Below are 20,105 nucleotides of genomic sequence, written 5' to 3' on the forward strand. Positions count from 1 at the left end.
CAAAACATTGGTCATGGCCGCCCTCAGGCAGAGAGAGACCAGCACCTGTTCGCCGCCGGATAAGTTCGAAAAGCTTCTCAGACTCGCGCCCGCCTCGCCGGGAGATTTCAGGAAAACTTCGTAATCTTCGTTCCAGATGATCGACTCCTCAATTCCGGAGATCTTCCTGTAATCTGCCGTGGCCTTCTTCTCTATACTGTCCCTGAAGCCGGCGGTTATCTTCTCGCCCGTGAGGTTCAGGTTCTCTCTCATCTTTTCCGCGAGCGAAACCTTTCTCTCGATCAAGGCCTTTCTCTCTTTCAATTCTTTCAAGCGTTTCTCGTGTTCGCGTATCCTGTCGAGCTCCGTTTCTATGTAATCTAGGTCTTTCTTTATAGAGGTCACTTCGTCCCGTCCGGACCTTTGGGCCTCCTGTATCCCTTCGAACTCCTCTGCGACTTCCTTCAATTTCGACCGGTCGAAGCCCCTGCGCAGTTCGCCGAATTCGTGTCTCGACAGCCCTATCCTCTTCGATTTCTCCCTGCAGAGCTCCAGAGACTGGCGGAAGTTCCCGGTGTATTCTTCGAGATAGCCGGCCAGGACGGAGTTTCTGTTGTATTGGTCGTAATCGCTTTTATGAGAGTTCATCTCTCTTCTCGTCTCTTCGAGGGCGAGGGTTAAGTCCGGAAGGACGCACAGCAAGCTCTCGAAACCGTCGCTCTCTCTTTGCATCTCTTGAAGCTCCAGGACAAGTTCTCCCCCGGCTGAGGCCAGTTTCTTCAACTCTCTATCCGATTCCACTTCCAGAGCCAGTTTGTTCTCGAGTTCCCCGTCGATGTCGGCCAGGCCCTTTTCGGACAGGCGGACTTCGCTTCTGGCCTTCTCGACGGCCGTGATGGCCTCTCTCGTCCCGTCTTCCAGAGCTTCAAACATCTCTTCGGGAGTTCCGCTTCCCTTCAGGACCGTTTCTATCTGCCTTCTGGATTTTTCGAGTCGCTCCAGCGATCTCTCCAGCTTCTCTCGAAGGGCCTGCAGTTCTCCGGCAGCCTGTGCTTTCAGCTCACAGTCTCGCTCCAGCCTGGCCCTGTCTTTCTTCAGTTCTTCGAGCGATTGACGGCTCCCTTCAAGCTCTTCGATCCCTCGATCGATCTTGTCGGCTCTGTCTTCCAGTTCTTGAACCATTCTCTCCAGACTCTCCGCGTAATTTTCTCTCTCCAATATGTTCTTGCAACTTTCGTTGAGCAAGGGGCAGAGGCCCCTTGACAGAGAAGCGATAGATTCTTCCAGAGCCTTCAGCCTGGCCGAGACGCCGGCCTTTGCTGCTAGCAGCGATTCGAGCCGGGCGATGTTTTCCTGGAGCGACTTCTCCTGCGCATCCAGTGCTTCGAGCCGCTCCTGTGGATCGGGTTGGGCCGTCAGACCATCGCTCTGGCGTTTTATCATCGCTTCGAGTTCGATGCGCCCGCGCCCGGCCTTTTCGTATTCCTCCCTGAGCACTTTCGCAGCGCTCTTTCTGTCGTTCCAGGCCTGCAGGAACAACTCCCTTTCTCTGAGCAGTCGCCGCTTTTCCTCGAGATCGCCGTACTGTTCCATTCTCCTCTCTCTCAGAGTTTTCAGCGACTCTGAGATCTCGCCTTTGCGCCTCTCCGTCGCGGCGGTTCTCTCCTGCAATCTGGCCTGTTCGGTGGTTTTCTTCGCGAGCTTTCTGCCGATTTCGACCACTTTCCTCGAGATGACTTCCAGTTCATTCTTTCGCCCATCCAGTTCCTTCTCCCTGGCCAGGAGTTCGTTGTATTTCTCGTGGCCCTTGAAGGATCTGGCGGTTATCTCGCGGGCCCGCAAGGATGTATTGAGCTGTCTGTGGCTTTCTTTAAGCCTTCTGGCCTCTTCGACGAGGTCTTTCAGCAGTATCGAGAGTTTCTCTCCAAGCGAATTTATCTCCCTTTCTTTCGATCTAAGGGTTTCAAGCTCGGTTTTTTTGCCCGTAAGTTTACTTTCTACCTCTTCCAGTTTTTTCAGGTCGTTCGCCAGCTCCGCGAGTTTGGCTTCCTGTCTTTTCTCGAGTTCGGATTTCTTTTCCACGACCTTTCCCGTGAGCGAAATCTCTCCGTCCATGAGAGCTATCTCCGACTTCAGGCCGGAGAGATACTCTTTCATGTAATCGGTCGCGATACGTCTGTACAGATCAACCTGAAAGACGCGGTTGAAATACTCTCTTCGCGGGGCTGGGCTTCCGAGGAACTGCTCCGCGATTCTATTTTGAAAGGCGACGATGACGTTTTCGAAGGTTTTCGCGATATCGCCCTGGAGGTTGCAGATGGTCTTCACTTTTTCTATCACGGAATCTCTACCCCTGGCCACGAGCAGTTCGCCCTGCCGCAGCTCGTGGTTCGAGGTGCTGCCGAATACCTTTTCGGCCCGGTACTGGTTCCCGTCGTCGGCGAGAAAGGTCACCACGACCCTGGCCCTGTTTCTTTCCCACATTACCGCGTCTTCCTGCCGGTCTCTGAGACCTCCGCCGAAAAGCGCAAGCCCGATCGCCTCTATGATCGAGGATTTGCCAGAACCGTTTTTGCCGAGTATGAGGTTGACGCCCCTGTCGAATTCGTAAAGGGAGTTTTCGTGGTTTCTGAAGTTCTCCAGTTCCACGCTGTGCAGCTTCATGAACTCTCACCCGCCAATCCCTCCAGGAAGATGTCCAGAGTCTCTTTGAACTGTTCGTACCGCCCTTCTTGCTGAGACTGTTTCAGCGAATCGATTAACCTGACCAGCGAGTCACCCTTCGCACCCAGCTCTCTCCATTCTCTGGAGTTCATCAGCACCTCGCGTTCGATCTCCCTTGCGCCCATCGAGCGGAACCCTTCGAGCGAGACGGGAACATCCCTTCTCTTGACGCGAAGGAAGGATTTGAGGGCCCCCATCTCCTCCAGTCTTCTTTCGATCTTCTCGGGGTACAGCGCACAATCGCCCGGTACGCTTACCGTGAGCAGGACGAGCGAACCTGCATGTATGTCCAGCCCTTCGACGAAACCGTTCAGTCGATCCACGGCCGGCCCTTCGTCAACGTCGCAGGCGAACTCCTGTCTCTCCCTCCGCGAGGAGGCGTGAAACTCCACCTCTCCCGTAAGCGTGTCGAATACGTTGAAGCCCTTCTCGCCGCTCTCCCAGACATCCCAGTATTCGGGCGAACCGGGCACGTGGAAGAAGGGCTCACCTGAAGGGAAGCTGGCCCTCGCGTGGAGATGGCCTCCGGCAACGTACAGCGTCTTTTCCCCGAGCGCCTCGATCTTCTCCGGCGTGGCCAGACCGGGTATGAAGTCGTTCTTTCCCGGCGCCGAATGGACTAGAACCACGTTGTTTCTGCCCTCCAGCCTTTCGGCCAGTTCCGATAGCAGTTCATCCACGAGAAAGCCGGGATAACCCAGGCCGAAGAGCCTGACCCCTCCGGTTTCAACGCATGGAAAGGAGTAGCGCCTTCCGTCGTGAAAGGGTGCTAGAAGCTTCAAATAGCCTGTCTTCTCCAGAAAGAGCAGCCAGGATTCGCCGGCGTTGAAACATTTATCGTGGTTGCCCTCGATCGCGATCACATCTATCGAAGCTTCTTTGAGCCTGCCCAGCATCTGCTGGGTTCTGGCCAGCGTATCGGGGTTGATATCCTTCCTGTCGAAGAGATCCCCGCTCACCAGAAAGAGATCGACCGCTCCCGACAGAGCGTAATCGACGATGTTTTCGAAGGCTTTGAAATAATCCTCGTACCGGGCCACCGAGTAAGGGCTGCCCGGAGAGCCTATCGGTCTCCTGCCGAGATGGATATCCGAACAGTGTAGTATTCTCAACCAATCACCACCTTCAAGACAATATTACTATAACTCTTCGCGCGAATAGAGAGATTTCACACGATCGTCGGTCGATGGTATCGTTCATGGGACTGATGATAGAATCTTCATATGTTATGGATTCCAGGAGGTGGCGATGTCCGGTCAGACCTTTTTCTTCTCGGTCCTCTCGGTATGGGTAGGGTTCGATATATATCTCTTTCTCTTCCACAACAGAAAGGTCAGCGAAAAACTTCAGGAAAAGCGCTCCAAGTTCGTCATGCTGGCTTTCGTTCTCGTCGGGATGTTCGGCGCCGTAATCGTCGATGGAAAATCCAAGGAAGTCTTTCTTCAACCCTTCCTCTGGTACAGGTTTATGGGCGTCGGAATGATGATCTTCGCCGTTGTGGTCAGGACCATGGTCGTTCGCGAGCTCGGCGGGGCCTTCGCTATCGATGTCGGCGCACTTCCCGGACAGCGGCTGCATACGACGGGCCTTTTCAAAGTGATAAGGCATCCGGCCTACGCCGCCGAGATAGTGGGCTTTCTGGGCCTTGCGCTCGTTTTCAACTATCCCCTCAGCTCGGTACTGGCTTTCGCGCTACCGACTGCGGGCATAATATATAGAATATTCGTCGAGGAGAAAAACCTGCGACAGATCTTCGGGAAGGAGTATCTGCTCTACTCGCGAAGAACCTGGAGATTGATACCCTTCGTGTTCTGAACGAATTTTGGAGTGCGGGTTTTGAATGGAGGTGAGTGCAACGAAGTCATACAGGAAGGAACTGTATTTCAACACGGAAACCAGGAGAAAGATCGTCAACATCACCCCTCAGGTAGAACTGGCTGTGAGAGAGAGCGGTGTGAAAGAGGGCCTCGTGCTGGTGAACGCCATGCACATAACGGCGAGCGTCTTCATAAACGATGACGAACCGGGACTGCACCAGGATTTCGAAAAATGGCTCGAAGGGCTCGCGCCAGAAAAGCCATATTCGCAGTACGCCCACAACAGGTTCGAAGACAACGCCGACGCCCACCTGAAAAGAACCGTCATGGGCAGAGAGGTCGTGGTGGCCATAACCGAAGGGGAGCTGGATTTCGGTCCCTGGGAGAGGATATTCTACTACGAGCTGGATGGCAAGAGAAAGAAAAGGGTGCTTATAAAAATAATAGGAGAATGACTCACCCGGGGGAGTTTCCCGGAGACTATTGCAGATAAAGTCACCTAAACGACCCTGAACATACCTGTGGTTCGTTGTCGGCTTTTGACTCGAGACAGTATGAATGTTATGTTTAAAGTGACAACTAACTGGAGGTGCTGTATGAGCAGCAGAGAGGTGCCAGATCGCTCTCAGCTTTTCACCCGACTGGATATGGGTATGGTCGATGCTTCACCTATCGCCAGGGACAACGGTATAAAGCTTCCCGTAATCCTCACCGAGAAGCTCTGGGATGAAGTGGTTCAGACCGACGAAGACTCGAGGCTATACGGCCAGAAAGAAGAGAAGAGGCTCGCCAGTCTTTTGAGGACTCTGAAAATGGAGCTTATAAAGTGCAGGGCGAAAGATCTCTCGTTCACGTTTATCGCCTGTAAAGGGCCCGGTTCAACCAGTTGCAGACTTTTGAAGGCCAGCTACAGGGAAGACAAATCCGGAAAACTGTATCTCGTTTTGAGTGTTGAAGGCGAGAAATTGAGCTGAATCTTAAGAGTTTCATAAAGAGGGAGGCCCTTCAGGGAGCTCCCTTTTTTGTTAGAATAATAGAAAGGTTTTTTTCCGGGAGGTTTACAATGGAGTTTATCGCGAGAGAAGAGACCGGTAAAGAGCTGCTGTTGGAGTCGCTCGAGAACAAAACCTTACCCCGCGCGCCCTGGGTACCCTTCGCGGGCGTTCATGCCGGCAAACTCAAAGGTTACACCGCCAGAGAGGTACTTACCGACGGCGAGAAGCTGGTTCAATCTCTGCTTGAAGTCAACAGACTCTACAGACCTGACGGCCAGCCGGTCGTTTTCGACCTCCAGCTGGAAGCCGAAGCTCTGGGTTGCGATCTGGTCTGGAGCGACGTCAATCCCCCCTCGGTCAGCGGCCACCCTTTGAAGAAGGACCGGGAAATACACGGCCTTCTCCCGGATGAAAGTTCGGGGAGGATTCCTCTGGTACTGGAGGCCATGAGAGAGATGAAGAGGAAGGTGGGCCGTCACACCGCGCTGTTCGGGCTCGTCTGTGGTCCTTTGACTCTAGCCTCGCATCTACGCGGAACCGACTTCTTCATGGACATCATCGAAGAGCCGCAGTACGCTCAGGACCTGCTCTCATACACCAGCGACGTTTGCAACCGCATGGCCGGGATGTACATCGAGGCCGGGATGGACGTAATCGCCTTCGTCGATCCCATGGTTTCGCAGATCTCTCCGCGCCATTTCAAGAGATACCTGAGCGGACCATTTTCCGGGCTTTTCGCCTCGGTGAGGCAAAACGGGGCGAAGAGTTCCTTCTTCGTCTGCGGAGACGCCACCAAGAACATCGAAGCGATGTGCCAGACCGGCCCGGATTCCTTATTCGTCGATGAGAACATCGACCTGGTGAGCGCGAAGGAAATCACCGACAGCTACGGAGTGGTTATCGGCGGCAACATACCCCTCACGACCACGATGCTGTACGGAAACCAGAAGGATAACATGAAGTACGTGATAGAGCTTCTGGAGAGACTGGGAACGAGAAACTACATAGTGGCTCCCGGATGCGACATGCCCTACGATGTGCCTGTCGAAAACGGCATCGCCATACAGCAGGCCGTAAGGGACGTCGAAAGGGTGAAAGCGATTCTCGAAAACTACGAAACCACGGAGGAAGGGATCGAGATCGACCTTCCCGATTACGAACATCTCGAAAAGCCGCTGATCGAGGTTTTTACACTGGATTCGGCCACCTGCGCGGCCTGCACCTACATGATGAGCGTGGCGAGACTCGCCCTCGAGGAGTTCAAAGACAGAGTCGATGTTGTGGAATACAAATTCACGGTTCGCGAAAATATCCATAGAATAAAAAAGATGGGAGTGAAGAACCTCCCTTCCATTTATATCAACGGGCGGTTGAAGTACTCATCGATTATTCCTGACAGGAGGGAATTCTTCAGTGAAATCGAAAAACTCCTCAGTTCCTGAGCTGGTTCTTGTAACGGGTTTTCTTGGATCGGGAAAGACGACTTTTCTTAAGGTCCTGATGTCGCAGTACCGTGATGTCCATAAGGGCGTCATAGTAAACGACTTCGGGAAGGTGGCCATCGATGGATCGCTCCTGGAAGAGGGAATCTTCAAGGAAGAGATCTCGGGAGGCTCGATCTTCTGCAGCTGCAGGGAGAACGAATTCGTGGAAGCTCTGAAGTCCATGATCAAAAAGGGACCGGAGATCATCTTCGTTGAGACTTCGGGCATGTCCGACCCGTCCGGTATCGAGAGGCTCCTTCCGATCGCCGGAAAGGTGGAGTATATATCTGCTTACTGTGTGGTCGATGCCCCGAGGTTCCTGGCCCTCAGCGACATCTTCTCGGTCGTCGAAAAACAGGTCGCCTCGTCCGACGTAGTGATAATCAACAAAGTAGATAAGGCAACGGGTGCGGAACTGGAGAGAATAAAACAGGAAATATCCATGATAGGAAACATGCCTCAATACCAAGCCAGGTACGGAATGACCGGCAAGGCTATTCCCCTTTTCAAAAGGAAAAAGACCGGGACGGAATCGGAGAACCACCCGGATAACCGTCCGAAATCCCTCCTTATAGAATGGGAAGGTGAGGTGACCATCGAGCAATTGAAGAACTTCGTGGGAGAGATCCTCGGCTTGGTCTTGAGAGTGAAGGGTTTTTGCAGAACCGAGTCCGGTCTCGTCCTCGTGAGCGGTGCGGGGTCGTCGGTGGAGATAACGCTGGCCGACAAAGCCAGTGAAACTGGGCTTTCGGTCATATCCGAGCGGAACAAACCGGTTTTGAAGAGCTTAAAAGAGACATGGGAGAGGATCTTCAATATCGAAATGAAAATCACTTGAGGGATTGTTTACAGTACGTTTGCATTGTTGAAAGCAGCCGTGAGTTATAATTTCTCAAACGAACTGTTGGGGGAAACCTATGGATTTTAGAGCAGTCGGCGGGAAGAAGAGAATATCTATGATGATGTACGGCAACGCCCTTGTTTCTTCGGGTGCTTAGCTGTACCTGGAAAAATAGAAACGGGGCGTCTCAAAAGAGACGCCCTTTTTTTATATCGGGAGGGATTTGTATGAAGAAACTGCTGCTGGTATTGGTTCTACTGGGTTTAGTTTTGGCCTTCGGGGCGGAAAAGATCAAAGTCGGGGCGACTCCCGTTCCACACGCGGAGATACTGGAGATAGTGAAAGGGGATCTGGCGGCCCTCGGGTACGAGCTCGAGATAGTCGTGTTCAACGACTACGTGCTTCCGAACATAGCGCTCTCTACGGGGGAGCTGAGCGCCAATTACTTCCAGCACGTGCCGTACCTGGTCTCCTTCACTACCCAGAGGGGAATCAAGGGACTGATATCCGTTAAAGCGATTCACGTTGAGCCGATGGGCTTCTTCCTGAAGAAACCTCTGGAGAGCCTGGAGGCGGGCGACAAGATCGCCATTCCGAACGACCCCACCAACGAGGGGCGCGCGCTGATACTTCTCCACAACAACGGCTTTATTCAACTGAAAGATCCCACGAAGCTGGAATCGACCGTGCGTGACATCGAGACCAATCCGAGAAAACTCAGTTTCGTCGAAATCGAAGCCGGTTTCATTCCAAGGGTTTACACCGACGACAAAACCGTGGTCGGCGCCGTGATCAACACGAACTACGCCCTGACGATTAACCTCAACGCCACCAAAGACGCAGAATTCATCGAAGGCGGCGAATCTCCGTACGCCAACATCATAACGATCCGCGAGGCCGACAAAGACAAGGACTGGGTCAAGGCGCTCGTGAGCGTGCTGACCACGGAGAAAGTGAGAAACTTCATCAACGAGAAGTACGGCGGAGCGGTAGTACCGGTATTCTGAGAGGAGCGGTCGCTTTGATCCTGGCAGTCAAAAACCTGAACCTTTCCTTCGAAGATAGAGCCGGGAGAAGAAAGATCCTGGACGATGTGAGCTTTTCGGTGGAAGAAGGCCAGATCGTCGGCATAGTCGGGCTTTCCGGGGCGGGGAAAACCTCCCTGCTCCGGACGCTCAACCTTCTCCAGCCTGTCGATAGCGGCGAGATATTCTTCGATGGAAAGAACATAGTCAATTTGAAAGATGAAGAGATAAGAAAGATGCGCAAAAAGATCGGCGTCGTTTTCCAGAGCTTCAATCTCTTCAGAAACCGAACGGTATCTCAGAACATCGCCTTTCCCCTCAAGATACAGGGACTGGGGAGCAGGGAAGTGAAAGAGAAGGTCGAAAAGATCTCCGGCGAGCTCGGCCTAGATCAAAGGATACAGGCATACCCGTCTCAACTTTCCGGAGGAGAGCAGCAGAGGGCCGCCATAGCCAGGGCGCTCGTCATGGATCCTAAGATGATACTTCTGGACGAACCGACCTCGGCCCTCGATCCGAAGACGACCGGCCGGTTGCTGGATCTGGTCGTCGAACTCAACCAAAAACATAGAATCACCTTTGTCGTAGTTACCCACGACATGGATGTGATAAAGAGAACCTGCGATAAAGTGGCCTACCTCGAAAACGGGAAACTGAAGTTCTTCGGACCGGCCCACGAATTTTTCGTTAAAGTCGAAAAAAACGAAGTCAGGGATTTCGGCACGCCGCTCGAACTGGATAGAAAAGCGATAGAACACAGAGGCAAGATAATACGGGTCCTCTTCTGGGGTAAGAAGACGCACGAAGCGGTAATGTGGAAAGTTGCCAGGGAACTGGACGTCTCGGTCAACATACTGTACGGCAAAATCGAAGAATTGAAGCATGGACCGTTCGGTGCGATGATAATCGGTATAGACGGTGAACAGCAGGACCTGTTCATCCAGCGCCTCAGGGAGTCGGTCTATTCGCTCGAGGAGGTTCAATGATGTCCGGCGAGATACTGAAAGCCACGTTTGAGACGCTATATATGATTCTGGTCTCCGGTTTTCTTGCGACGCTCTTTGGAATACCCCTCGGAGTGGCCCTCTTCCTGCTCTCGAGATCCAAGAAGTGGCGAAGGCTCTACATAGTGTTCGATCTGTTAGTCAACGTTTTCCGCTCGATTCCCTTCATAATTCTGGTTCTGCTGCTGATTCCCGTCACGAAAAACGTCATGGGTACTATCATAGGGCCCAACGCCGCTATCTTCAATCTCACGATAGCCGCGATTCCCTTCATGGCTAGGCTTTCGGAGAACTCCTTCAACGGAGTCCCACGAGGGATTATTGATTCTTCCGACTCCATGGGACTCAACAGATGGCAGTTCATATTCAGAGTTCTGATTCCCGAGACGCTGCCAGAGCAAATAGGCAATATCACCGTGCTTCTGATCAATCTCGTGACTTACACCGCGATAGCAGGAGCCGTCGGCGCCGGCGGTCTGGGGCAGCTGGCCATAAACTACGGTTACTACAGGTTCCAGTGGGACGTGGTGCTTTACGCCGTGATAGTTCTGGTGAGCATAAGCCAGGTACTGCAATTCACGGGAGGAAGGCTTTCGAGACTATTGAGGAGATAAAGACGCGACGCGAATAGAAGATTATTCAGGCCGGTTTCGTTGAACCCTAAGGGCAACCACAGAAACTCTACCCGGTGCAAGGGATCTCTCCTTTTGCTCAGGGCGTTCCGCAAAACACTGAAGCGAGGTGATATAAATGCGTAAAGCGCTGCTGGTTGTCGATGTTCAAAACGACTTCTACGAGACCGGTTCTCTCCCCGTGAAGGGAGCCAGCCGGATAAACGAAGTGATAAATAGAGCCATGGGAGACCCCGTGTATACGATACTTGCAGGTCAGGACTGGCATCCCTACAACCACATGAGTTTCGCGGCGAACCACGGTAAAGAGCCTTTCACGCCGTTCGACAACAAAAAGGGCATCGGACCCGTTCTGTGGCCGGTCCACTGCCTGCAGGGAACCCCTGGAGCGGAGTTTCATCCGGATATCGAAAGCAACCGGTTTGACTACATAGTGAGAAAGGGGATCCATCCGGAAGTGGACAGCTACTCGATCTTCAGAGAAAACGACGGAAGGGATCTGGGAACGGCCGGGCTGCTAAAGGCTCTAGGCATTGAGGAGCTCGACATCTGCGGACTGGCTCTCGACTACTGCCTGAAATACACGGTTCACGATGCGCTTTCTGCCGGCTTCAAGATAAAGGTAATAATAAACGGGACGAAGGGTGTTGAAGCCAACGAAGGAGACGTTCAGAGGACGCTGGATGAATTCAAGAGCGCCGGAGTCGAACTGATAGAGAAATAAACCTTTAAGAGCCGTGGTGGGTGGTGCGTTGTGGGTTGTTTGTGAGAGTCGAGGAAGAGCATCGAGAGTTCGCTCCGCTCACGAGAAGAGAAAGAGAGAGAAAAACACGAGAGAAAGAACATCGAGAGTTCGCTCCGCTCACGAGAAGACGTCTCTCCTCTCTCTCCTTCTCTCTCTTTCTCTTTCTCTCTCTTCCCGCTCTTTCAAATTAGTCCCTCTTGTTTATCGAGGTAGATGAGTCGGGTCATACGGTCTCGCGTGACGTTTTTCGTAAGCGCCGTTCTTTTTCAGCTGTTTCTTCCAGTAACCGTTCATGAGTCCCATGCGGCCCAGCACACTGGCTATGAGCATCACGGGGCGCGGCAATTTCTCTGGGTTTGCGATCTCTCCGAGAATCCCGGGGTCGAGTTTGCCGGTTTCGGCGTAGATCCTCCCTAGTTCCCGGTATTTCCGGAAGATGGGTGCGTCTGCCGGCATGTATCTGGTCCCCTCCATTCCTCCCCGGCATATGCAACCTGCATAGGCCGCGCCGAATTTACCGGTGAGCCTTACGAGATATCTCTCGAGAGGGCGAAGGTTGAGAGTTTCGGGAAAGCCGCACTGAATGGAGAATAGAAACTCCTTGCCCGAAAGGGCTCCCTTCAAGAGTATCAGAGTTTCGAAGAACTCCATAAGAAAGCCCGGCATACTGTCAACGTAAAGCGGGAAGGCGAAAACTACCCTGTCGGCAACCAGAAGCTTCTCCCGGAGGGCAGCGTAATCGTCGCGTTCATTTATGAGGTTCACTGTCTCTATGTCCGGCTTTTCGCGTGAAGAGTACTCGAAGCCTTCGAGAAAGTGTTTGATTATCGCCAGCGAGTTGCTTCTGGCACCCCTGGGCGATGCGTTAAAGACCAGCAATCTCATGCGCAACCTCCTCCGCCGGCCTTTCTGTAGAGCCGAAGAAGGCCAGCCTGGTGGCCAGTTCGATCGCCACGCGTTCGTAGATCTCCTTCACGACAGAGATGTCTATATCGTCCGTATCGCTCTCCCGGGCGATCAGCAATCCCAGAAGGGGATATTTTCGGTACCGTTTTCTGTGGTGAATCTCTCCGGCCCTTACGGCTAAGTAAGGGTGAACCAGCGGAAGCATCCTGTCTATGGTCTTCTTCAGCAGTGAAGTGGTGAAGCCCAGGACGAGGGGAGAGGCGAAGAGAAAGAGATCGGAGTCGACCGCCGACCTGGCTATCTTTGCGGTATCGTCGGAGAAGACGCACTCTCCGGGCGTTTTCGTCCAGCAGCCCCAGCAGCCGATGCACTGGCCTATCACGAGATCTCTAAGCTTGAATTCGCTTACCGTGTTCCCCGATTCTCTCAAATTTCCCGCGAGCCTTTCGAGGTAACTGTCGAATGCGTCGCTGTCCGGGGCGGCTCCGTTCAGAAGCGTGACCCTCATGCCGGCTTCCTTATCATACCGGCCGGAGCGTGCCGGCGAAGACCTGCCAGGCGAGAAGACTCTTGGAAACCAGACTGAGTATTATGTAAACGTTCTCCCCGAAGAGATAATTCTTCCACGGACCGATCTTCTTGTACTGAAGGAACATATTTATCGCGAAGCTGTTGAAGAAGACGAGAAAGGTAACGATAATCGCGTAAACGAAAGACGGAAACTGAACGTTCGCCTTGCCCAGGGACGTGAATAGGTATGTGAAAACGGCCACCCACGAGACGGCTCCGGCGACACAGCCGAACATGAAGGAAGTCCAGTCGGTCTTCCCTGTGGTCTGGTTGTGAAGTTCCATCATGAGGCCGAAGAGATTCATAAGACCGTTCACGGTGAAGAGGAGCATGAGACTCACTATATCCAGCATCCCGGAAAACATGGCCAGCGCTACGATCATCACCGAAGAACTGATCGAATACTCGTACCATCTAGCGTAATTGATGCCCCGCTCGAGATTCTTCGCGTACCACTTGAAACCGAAAGTCGAGACTATAAAATGGGCTATGGACGACATGAAGAGAAAGCTGGCTATGAAGGGGCCCATCCGAAGGTTCATAAGATTCTCGGTTGCCGGAACGAGCTTCATTATTTCACGATCGAAGGCCAGGTAATTCCTCGTGATCGTGAGGGTTGAGTCGTTGCTCAGGATCAGCATGACTACTCCCTGGATCAGGTGCAGGAAGGCCATTATCATGTTGAAGACACGGAGCTTTTTATATACGTTTTCCATGCTTTCATCCCCCTTTTTTTGGTTACCTCTAAATGGTAACACTCCACGCACCGGTTACGATCTTTCATAGAGACTCTTCACCGGTCGATCGTCTATTCTCTGTGTGCCGTTCTCTGCGAGAATGCGATGATTGAAAACACCGCCAGAGCGGCCGAGATCTGGACCGCCATAATCATCATGCCGTTCGGCAGACCGTACTTCTCGCTCACGGTTCCCACGGAAATGTTAGTGATGACCACTCCAAGAGAGCCGGAAGCGGCGAAGACTGCAAGGACCGTCTCGCGCCTCTCTCTGTATCCCGAAACCAGTATGGCCTGGAGGGTGGGAAAGGTCCCGGAGAAACCGAGGCCGGCGACGAAAATTCCCGCCGTCAGAACGAGCGGGTTCACCGAAAGGAGTACAGTTGAAAAGCCCGCCAGCGAGAAAGCGCCCAGTATAACAAGGGTTCTCCCCAGACCGGCTCTATCTACAACTGCGCCGGTGACCAGCCTGCCCACAAACAGACCGAGTGCGAGAAGTGATGGGGTAAAGCTAGAAATCCTCAGTTCCAGGGCCTTCTCCTCGAAAACGTAGCTTGAAAGCCACGAAAACACTCCCATCTCATATCCGACGTACAGAAGACCTCCCAGAACGACCAGCCAGAAAAGCGAATCTGCCGGGAGAGAGAACTTCCGCTTTACGCCGTCTCTCTTTGAAAGTCCCGAAGCTTTCCGGCCGATGTACCATGAAAGCGACAGCACGAACGCGAAGGCGGCCAGGGCCATGAAAAGAGCGATGTTCCATCTATGCGTATCTGTGAGAAAGACCGACACGACGGCCGGAGCGACTATACTTCCGAGCGCGAAGAAGGAATAGACTAAGTTTAGCACGCCCCCGGTCTTCTCGTACGCCAGAAGAGAGACGCACAGCGCAACGCTTATCTCCGTGGCTCCCAGTCCGAGTCCGAAAAGCAGCCTGCCGGTCATGAACATAACGTAAGTCCCGGAGAGGGCCATGAAGGCCACCGAAGATGCGACCAGGGCCAGGCCGGCCGTCATAGTCAGGAAAGGGCCGGTTTTCCGGGAAAGGACGGCCGCGACAACGACCGCGACCTGATAGAGAAGCGACGGGAGGGCAAGGACAAGACCGGTCATGGAATGGGTCATTTCCAGGTCTATCGCTATGGCCGGAAGGGCGCTGTTTATAGACTGACCCGTGAAGCCGAACATGAAGTATATAAGAGACGAAACAACCACGAACATCGCTCTCAAGCTCATCGTATGCCTCCATCAACACCTGCGATTCAGCGATAGAAAAGCGTGTTTTCGCTTTATCTGCGTTTTAGAGATTAAGTTTAGCATATCAAGCATGAGTATCTCCAGAGCATTTTGGCACAAAAAGGAGAAAATAGAACACAATCATCGAAATGCACAGGTTGAGAAGTTAAAAGGCAGAATCGGTAAGACTGTCCAAATATTCGTGCAAATAACATTCTCATAAATGCTACAATTTCAACTGAATGTAGATCATCATGAGTCATCAAAGTTGTTTATTATCAGGAGTTACAATCTTGACAGGTTACTATTAAGGCTATCTCTGCAAAAGAAGGCTCTGGAAATTGTGGTCGTTTGAAGTTAACGTCATGTTAATTACGCTTTATAACAGGCCGGTTATAACGATCGGTATCAGGTAGTGGGGAAAATTCTCCCGTGATAGTGCCCAAATAGGTTGAGCCTTGCTCTGTGTGCTAGCTGTAGAGTTTAAGGTGTGTTGTCTATGTAGAGGAAGTCACGTACAGTCTCAAGCCGTGTTTTAAAAGTCAGGAGGTGCAGGGAATGAGAAACAGATCCGGAACGCTTCTATCGATTGTGATAATGCTGGTCACGTTTGTGTTTGCAAATTCCACCGGAACTGGTCTGTTGAATTTGAACGACTCGCAAAAAGAGGCTACAGATAAAACCGCAGAAATAAACCGGAGTTACTACTCGCTTCTCGATTTCGATGACGAAACCGAGTACGAATTTGCAACCAGGGGGCTTATAGCGGCACCGGAGACCCTCGAATTGAAAGACAGCAACGGACGTGTTGTCTGGAGCCAGAAAGCCTATGAATTTGTCGATGAACTCGAGACGATACCGGACACGGCCAATCCCAGTCTGTGGAGAGACACTGTTTTGAACCACTGTTACGGGCTTTTCGAAGTCTGTGAAGGTATCTACCAGGTACGCGGCTACGATCTTACAAATCTCACGTTGATCGAAACGGAAAGCGGCGGCTGGATAATCTTTGATCCCTTGATGAGTCTCGAATGTACCGAAGCGGCCATGAAACTCGTAGAAGAAAATCTCGGCAAGCGTCCCGTGATGGCCATAGTAATGAGTCATCCCCATGCAGACCATTTCGGAGGAATAAGAGGAGTCGTACGGGAAGAAGAGGTTGCAGATAGAGCTCTCTCGATCGAAGAGCAGATCTCCTCGGGTAAAGTTCCCATAATCGTTCCCGAAGGTTTCACCGAACACGCCGTGAGCGAGAACCTTTTCGCCGGAACCGCCATGGCGAGAAGAGCCGCCTACCAGTACGGTGTATTTCTGGAAAAAGGCGTCAAGGATTCTCTGGCCATGGGTATAGGACTCGCGCAATCGACGGGAACGTTGACCTTCATCTTACCCACCCACGAAATCAAGGAGACCGGCGAGAAGATAGTCGTCGACGGCGTTGAGATGATATTCCAGATGACTCCGGGAACGGAAGCCCCCGCGGAGATGAACACGTATTTTCCGCAGTTCAAAGCCCTCTGGATGGCTGAAAACTGTACCGGAACGCTCCATAACCTTTACACGCTGCGCGGAGCGCAGGTGCGCGACGGCAACGCCTGGGCCAAGTATATACTGGAGGCGATCACTCTTTACGGCTCTGAAACGGAAGTGACCTTTCAATCGCACAACTGGCCTCACTGGGGAAATGATGTAGTCATAAGGTATATGGAAGACACGGCCGCCGTTTACAAGTTCATACACGATCAAACGCTGATGTACATAAATCTCGGTTACACTTCCGACGAAATCTCCAGTATGATACGTCTGCCGGAATACTTCGAAAAGGTCTGGTACACGCGGCAGTATTACGGCACCGTCGCACACAACTCTAAGGCCGTTTACCAGAAGTACATGGGCTGGTACGACGCCAACCCCGTACATCTGAATCCGCTCGATCCGTCGGAAAGAGCCAGAAAGTTCGTCGAGTATCTGGGCGATACCGACAGGGTTCTGGAAATGGCCTACAGCGATTTCCTGGCCGGTGAATACCAGTGGGTGGCCGAGATCACCAATATCCTGGTTTTCGCAGACCCGCAGAACACGGCCGCGCGTTATCTATGTGCCGACGCTCTCGAGCAACTGGGTTACCAGTCGGAATCGGGAACGTGGAGAAATGCTTACCTTACCGCGGCTCTCGAGTTGCGCATGGGAAATTCGAAGGACGAATCGAAACTCGCTAAGGGAAGCACTGATATTCTCCTCAATACGACCGTTGAGATGATGCTAGATTACATGGGAATACTTATCGATTCGAATGCGGCGGAGGATATCGACATCACTTTCAACCTGGTTATAACCGATACAAACGAGAGGTACTTCGTACACCTTTTCCACGGTGTGCTGCTCTATTACGCAGGTCAGACACGCGAGCTCGCGGACGCGACCCTGACATGCCCGAAGATCGGTCTCTTAGCCCTGATAAACAGGAACGAAGCGCAACAGAAGTTGATGATCAGAGTCGACGGTGACGGCGCTATTCCGATGAAATTGACTCAAGCGATGGTGGCAATGGATAAAACCTTCAATATAGTCGAACCGTAAAACCTGGCCGCCACTGGAAAGTTCCGGTGGCGGTTTTTTACTCTATGATTTATGAGATGGTAAGGAGTTTAGATCATGCCCAGTATTTTCACATCGATCGATCAGTTGATAGGCAGGACCCCGTTACTTGAACTAGTACGTACCGAGAAGGAATACAGGCTGAAAGCAAAAATACTTGCAAAGCTGGAGTGTTTTAACCCGGCCGGTTCCGTAAAGGATAGAATTGCAAAGGCGATGATAGATGATGCCGAAGAGAAGGGCCTTTTAAAAGAAGGCTCGGTGATTATCGAACCGACCTCCGGCAACACGGGCATAGGCCTTGCTTCAGTCGCCGCCGCACGCGGATATCGCATAATCATCGTTTTGCCCGAAACTATGTCGATTGAACGTCGCATGCTAATGAAGGCTTATGGTGCAGAACTGATATTGACCGACGGTGCGGAGGGTATGAAGGGAGCCATCGCCAAAGCGAAAGAACTGGCGAAGGATCTCCCGAATAGCTTTATACCCGGTCAATTCGTCAATCCGGCAAACCCCGAGGTACATCGAAAAACCACTGGCCCCGAAATCTGGGCCGATACCGACGGTGAAATCGATTGCTTCGTTGCCGGCATCGGTACGGGTGGAACGATCACAGGTACCGGCGAGTATCTGAAGGGACTGAACCCCGCAATCAAAGTTGTGGGTGTGGAGCCTGCAACCTCGGCGGTCCTCTCCAAAGGCATTGCCGGGTCTCACAATATCCAGGGAATTGGAGCGGGCTTTATTCCTGATGTTTTGAACACAAAGATCTACGACGAGATCATCGCGGTCACGGACGAAGATGCTTTCGCCACAGGAAAGGCCCTTGCAAGAAGGGAAGGCATCCTGGCAGGTATTTCTTCCGGCGCAGCTGCATTTGCGGCTATCGAGATCGCAAAACGTCATGAAAGCGAGGGAAGGACTATCGTTGCCTTATTCCCGGATTCCGGTGGCAGATATTTATCTACGCCTATGTTTATGGATTATGAAAATGACTGATCATGAACCCGATAAATTAATTGAGTGCGTTGAAGAGGTATCCAAACGGTTTAACAGTCTTCACCTGTCCAGAGGACTCCGTTCGCTGGGCAGTATGAGGCAGAAGACTATACGGCTGATCGACCTGATTCGAGACGCGATTTTCCCTGAAATCGCTGCCGGCCCACCCGGGTCGGAGTACGAATCTCTGTCGATGGCCGTGGATCTGCTGAGAGAGGTGATCTCTCAAGCGCAACCAGCGATATCCATCGAAAAGCTGGAACGCATCGCAGTGGATTTTGTGAGCGAACTGCCCGCCGTGGCGGAAACCCTTATGAAAGACGTGCAGGCAGCGTACGAGGGGGACCCTGCGGCCCAGTCTCTTGAAGAGATAATGGTGGCTTATCCTGCCTTCGAAGCGATCAACATCTACCGGCTGGCGCATATACTCTATCTACTCGGTATCCCTCTAATTCCCCGGGTAATGACCGAATACGCTCATCAGAAAACAGGTATCGATATTCATCCGGGAGCGTCCATAGGCAGCTACTTTTTCATTGATCACGGCACAGGTGTTGTCATTGGAGAAACCTGTACGATAGGAGATCATGTAAAGATCTATCAGGGTGTGACACTTGGAGCGAAGAGCTTCGAACTGGATGAAAACGGCAATCCCATCAAGGGAATCAAACGTCACCCGGAAATCGGCAATCACGTCGTGATTTATGCCGGGGCGACGGTGCTCGGTGGAGATACAGTTATTGGAGATAATTGCACGATCGGAGGTAATGTCTGGTTGATTCATTCGCTGGAGGCGGGGAAAACACTGTACAACAACCCTTGACGGCAAGGTCGGATGCGTCTAGCCGTATCCTTATATCAAAACCCGGATCCTCGCCGGGCGAATCTATGGCTTCGAAATACGCTTCCAGAAACCGGGAGTCGTGGCAAGGCTGGTTTTGCCCGCGGGCGGAAAACCGAAACCTGCTTGAAGGCTACATCACCATTTGCCCATTATGGCTACGTTCCAGGTCTTCTCGAAGGCTATGGAAGGGATCTTCCTGTTCAGATTGGTCCCTATTCCGCCAGTTATAAGCATGTTGCCGATCATGACGTCGATACCGCCGCCGATTATGAAGTCCATGTTGTTCTCTAGGTCTATGTTCATTGAGACGCCGCCCCTCACCGAGAACATTTTGTTGTAGGTGTACTGGGTAGACAGACCGAAATACCTGATCTCCATGCCGTTTCTCGTTCCCAGTTCCAGACCTATGACGAAGGGATCGGGAACGAACCTGACGCCGACCAGCAAATCTACGATGTTTTTATTCAAGCCACTCGACCAGATGGTGCTTTCGAAGGCCGCCACGTAATCCAGCAGTTTGAAGGCCTTTCCGGATATACCGCCCTTCAGCGCGAAATCGTAAGTCGTTGCGGTCGCCACGTGCATATTGACTTTCAAGTCGGCACCGTAGGTGGTCAGAGCGCCCAGATTGCCGGAAATCGTGTAGCTCAGAGAACGAAGACTGGAACCGGGACCTATATCCATGTAGTACTGCAGGGCGCCGGCCATGTTGTCGTCGGAATCTTCGAAGAGCTGCACGTAGAGATGCCGCTCGTTGACAAGTGGCGAAGCGCTCCTGGTAATCTCCATAAAGTTTGTGGAAAAGGCCGAGTTCACTATCCCGTACAGATCGGAAGGACTGCCATAGCCGGAGTTGAACCCCGTGGATATGACGCCGTTTCCGCCGGTCTGGAGATTGAAAGTATTCAGGGCCAGAGAAATAACACCGAAAAGCACAAAGAAAAAGACAAGAGACCTCTTCATCACA

General features: G+C 52.3%; 19 protein-coding genes. 12 read left to right on the plus strand and 7 right to left on the minus strand.

Annotated features, from left to right (window positions below):
• On the minus strand, positions 1-2,643 hold a 2,643-nt coding region (locus tag PKX57_RS02270; RefSeq protein WP_472415930.1), incomplete at its 3' end, for an AAA family ATPase.
• The gene (locus tag PKX57_RS02275; protein ID WP_472415932.1) at positions 2,640-3,815 is read right to left on the minus strand and encodes a metallophosphoesterase family protein; all 1,176 of its coding nucleotides are present in this window, start codon (positions 3,813-3,815) and stop codon (positions 2,640-2,642) included. The genes PKX57_RS02270 and PKX57_RS02275, both read right to left, overlap by 4 nt.
• 136 nt (positions 3,816-3,951) lie before the next feature.
• On the opposite strand from PKX57_RS02275, the gene PKX57_RS02280 reads away from it, so the two are divergent.
• From PKX57_RS02280 to pncA, 9 genes are all read left to right on the plus strand, one after another.
• Positions 3,952-4,518, plus strand: coding sequence for a methyltransferase (locus PKX57_RS02280; protein ID WP_213920860.1), 567 nt, complete (start codon positions 3,952-3,954; stop codon positions 4,516-4,518).
• A gap of 25 nt (positions 4,519-4,543) precedes the next feature.
• Entirely contained in the window at positions 4,544-4,975 is a 432-nt protein-coding gene (locus PKX57_RS02285; RefSeq protein WP_472415934.1) for a secondary thiamine-phosphate synthase enzyme YjbQ, read from the plus strand.
• Positions 4,976-5,116: 141 nt separating this feature from the next.
• Complete coding sequence (locus tag PKX57_RS02290) at positions 5,117-5,494, plus strand: hypothetical protein (protein WP_213920862.1); 378 nt, start codon at positions 5,117-5,119, stop codon at positions 5,492-5,494.
• Between the two features lie 89 nt (positions 5,495-5,583).
• A complete protein-coding gene (locus tag PKX57_RS02295; RefSeq protein ID WP_213920863.1) occupies positions 5,584-6,957 on the plus strand; it encodes a uroporphyrinogen decarboxylase family protein in 1,374 nt (457 codons plus the stop codon).
• Entirely contained in the window at positions 6,929-7,837 is a 909-nt protein-coding gene (locus PKX57_RS02300; RefSeq protein ID WP_213920864.1) for a GTP-binding protein, read from the plus strand. Before PKX57_RS02295 ends, PKX57_RS02300 begins: the two co-directional genes overlap by 29 nt.
• A 230-nt stretch (positions 7,838-8,067) precedes the next feature.
• Positions 8,068-8,847 (plus strand): MetQ/NlpA family ABC transporter substrate-binding protein, encoded by a 780-nt coding sequence (locus PKX57_RS02305; RefSeq protein ID WP_472415936.1) that lies wholly within the window; start codon positions 8,068-8,070, stop codon positions 8,845-8,847.
• A 14-nt stretch (positions 8,848-8,861) separates the two neighbouring features.
• Positions 8,862-9,851: an ATP-binding cassette domain-containing protein gene (locus PKX57_RS02310; RefSeq protein WP_213920866.1), complete on the plus strand. Its 990-nt coding sequence runs from the start codon at positions 8,862-8,864 to the stop codon at positions 9,849-9,851.
• Entirely contained in the window at positions 9,851-10,483 is a 633-nt protein-coding gene (locus tag PKX57_RS02315) for an ABC transporter permease subunit (protein WP_213920867.1), read from the plus strand. The genes PKX57_RS02310 and PKX57_RS02315 overlap by 1 nt, the downstream gene beginning before the upstream one ends.
• Before the next feature lie 136 nt (positions 10,484-10,619).
• Entirely contained in the window at positions 10,620-11,225 is a 606-nt protein-coding gene (gene pncA / locus PKX57_RS02320) for a bifunctional nicotinamidase/pyrazinamidase (RefSeq protein WP_470745107.1), read from the plus strand.
• Positions 11,226-11,447: 222 nt separating this feature from the next.
• On the opposite strand, the gene PKX57_RS02325 is transcribed toward pncA, so the two are convergent.
• The 4 genes from PKX57_RS02325 to PKX57_RS02340 all read right to left on the minus strand — a co-directional run bounded on the left by PKX57_RS02325 (position 11,448) and on the right by PKX57_RS02340 (position 14,694).
• Positions 11,448-12,131, minus strand: coding sequence for an NAD(P)H-dependent oxidoreductase (locus PKX57_RS02325; protein WP_213922279.1), 684 nt, complete (start codon positions 12,129-12,131; stop codon positions 11,448-11,450).
• Positions 12,112-12,660 (minus strand): NAD(P)H-dependent oxidoreductase, encoded by a 549-nt coding sequence (locus PKX57_RS02330; protein WP_214048605.1) that lies wholly within the window; start codon positions 12,658-12,660, stop codon positions 12,112-12,114. The genes PKX57_RS02325 and PKX57_RS02330 overlap by 20 nt, the downstream gene beginning before the upstream one ends.
• Before the next feature lie 13 nt (positions 12,661-12,673).
• On the minus strand, positions 12,674-13,438 hold the full coding sequence (gene heR / locus PKX57_RS02335) for a heliorhodopsin HeR (RefSeq protein WP_213922281.1): 765 nt from the start codon (positions 13,436-13,438) through the stop codon (positions 12,674-12,676).
• Between the two features lie 92 nt (positions 13,439-13,530).
• Positions 13,531-14,694, minus strand: a complete 1,164-nt coding sequence (locus tag PKX57_RS02340) for an MFS transporter (protein ID WP_472415939.1) — start codon at positions 14,692-14,694, stop codon at positions 13,531-13,533.
• A gap of 558 nt (positions 14,695-15,252) precedes the next feature.
• Here PKX57_RS02340 and PKX57_RS02345 point away from each other — a divergent pair.
• The 3 genes from PKX57_RS02345 (at position 15,253) to PKX57_RS02355 (ending at position 19,117) form a co-directional block, all read left to right on the plus strand.
• Complete coding sequence (locus PKX57_RS02345) at positions 15,253-17,274, plus strand: alkyl sulfatase dimerization domain-containing protein (RefSeq protein ID WP_213922283.1); 2,022 nt, start codon at positions 15,253-15,255, stop codon at positions 17,272-17,274.
• Between the two features lie 75 nt (positions 17,275-17,349).
• Positions 17,350-18,294, plus strand: coding sequence for a cysteine synthase A (cysK, locus tag PKX57_RS02350; protein ID WP_213922284.1), 945 nt, complete (start codon positions 17,350-17,352; stop codon positions 18,292-18,294).
• 94 nt (positions 18,295-18,388) lie between these two features.
• On the plus strand, positions 18,389-19,117 hold the full coding sequence (locus tag PKX57_RS02355) for a serine O-acetyltransferase (protein ID WP_472415941.1): 729 nt from the start codon (positions 18,389-18,391) through the stop codon (positions 19,115-19,117).
• A gap of 156 nt (positions 19,118-19,273) precedes the next feature.
• On the opposite strand, the gene PKX57_RS02360 is transcribed toward PKX57_RS02355, so the two are convergent.
• The gene (locus tag PKX57_RS02360; RefSeq protein WP_472415943.1) at positions 19,274-20,101 is read right to left on the minus strand and encodes a hypothetical protein; all 828 of its coding nucleotides are present in this window, start codon (positions 20,099-20,101) and stop codon (positions 19,274-19,276) included.
• Between the last annotated feature and the right edge of the window lie 4 nt (positions 20,102-20,105).

Source organism: Mesotoga sp., from assembly GCF_035363035.1.
In the GTDB taxonomy this organism is placed as follows: Bacteria; Thermotogota; Thermotogae; order Petrotogales; family Kosmotogaceae; genus Mesotoga.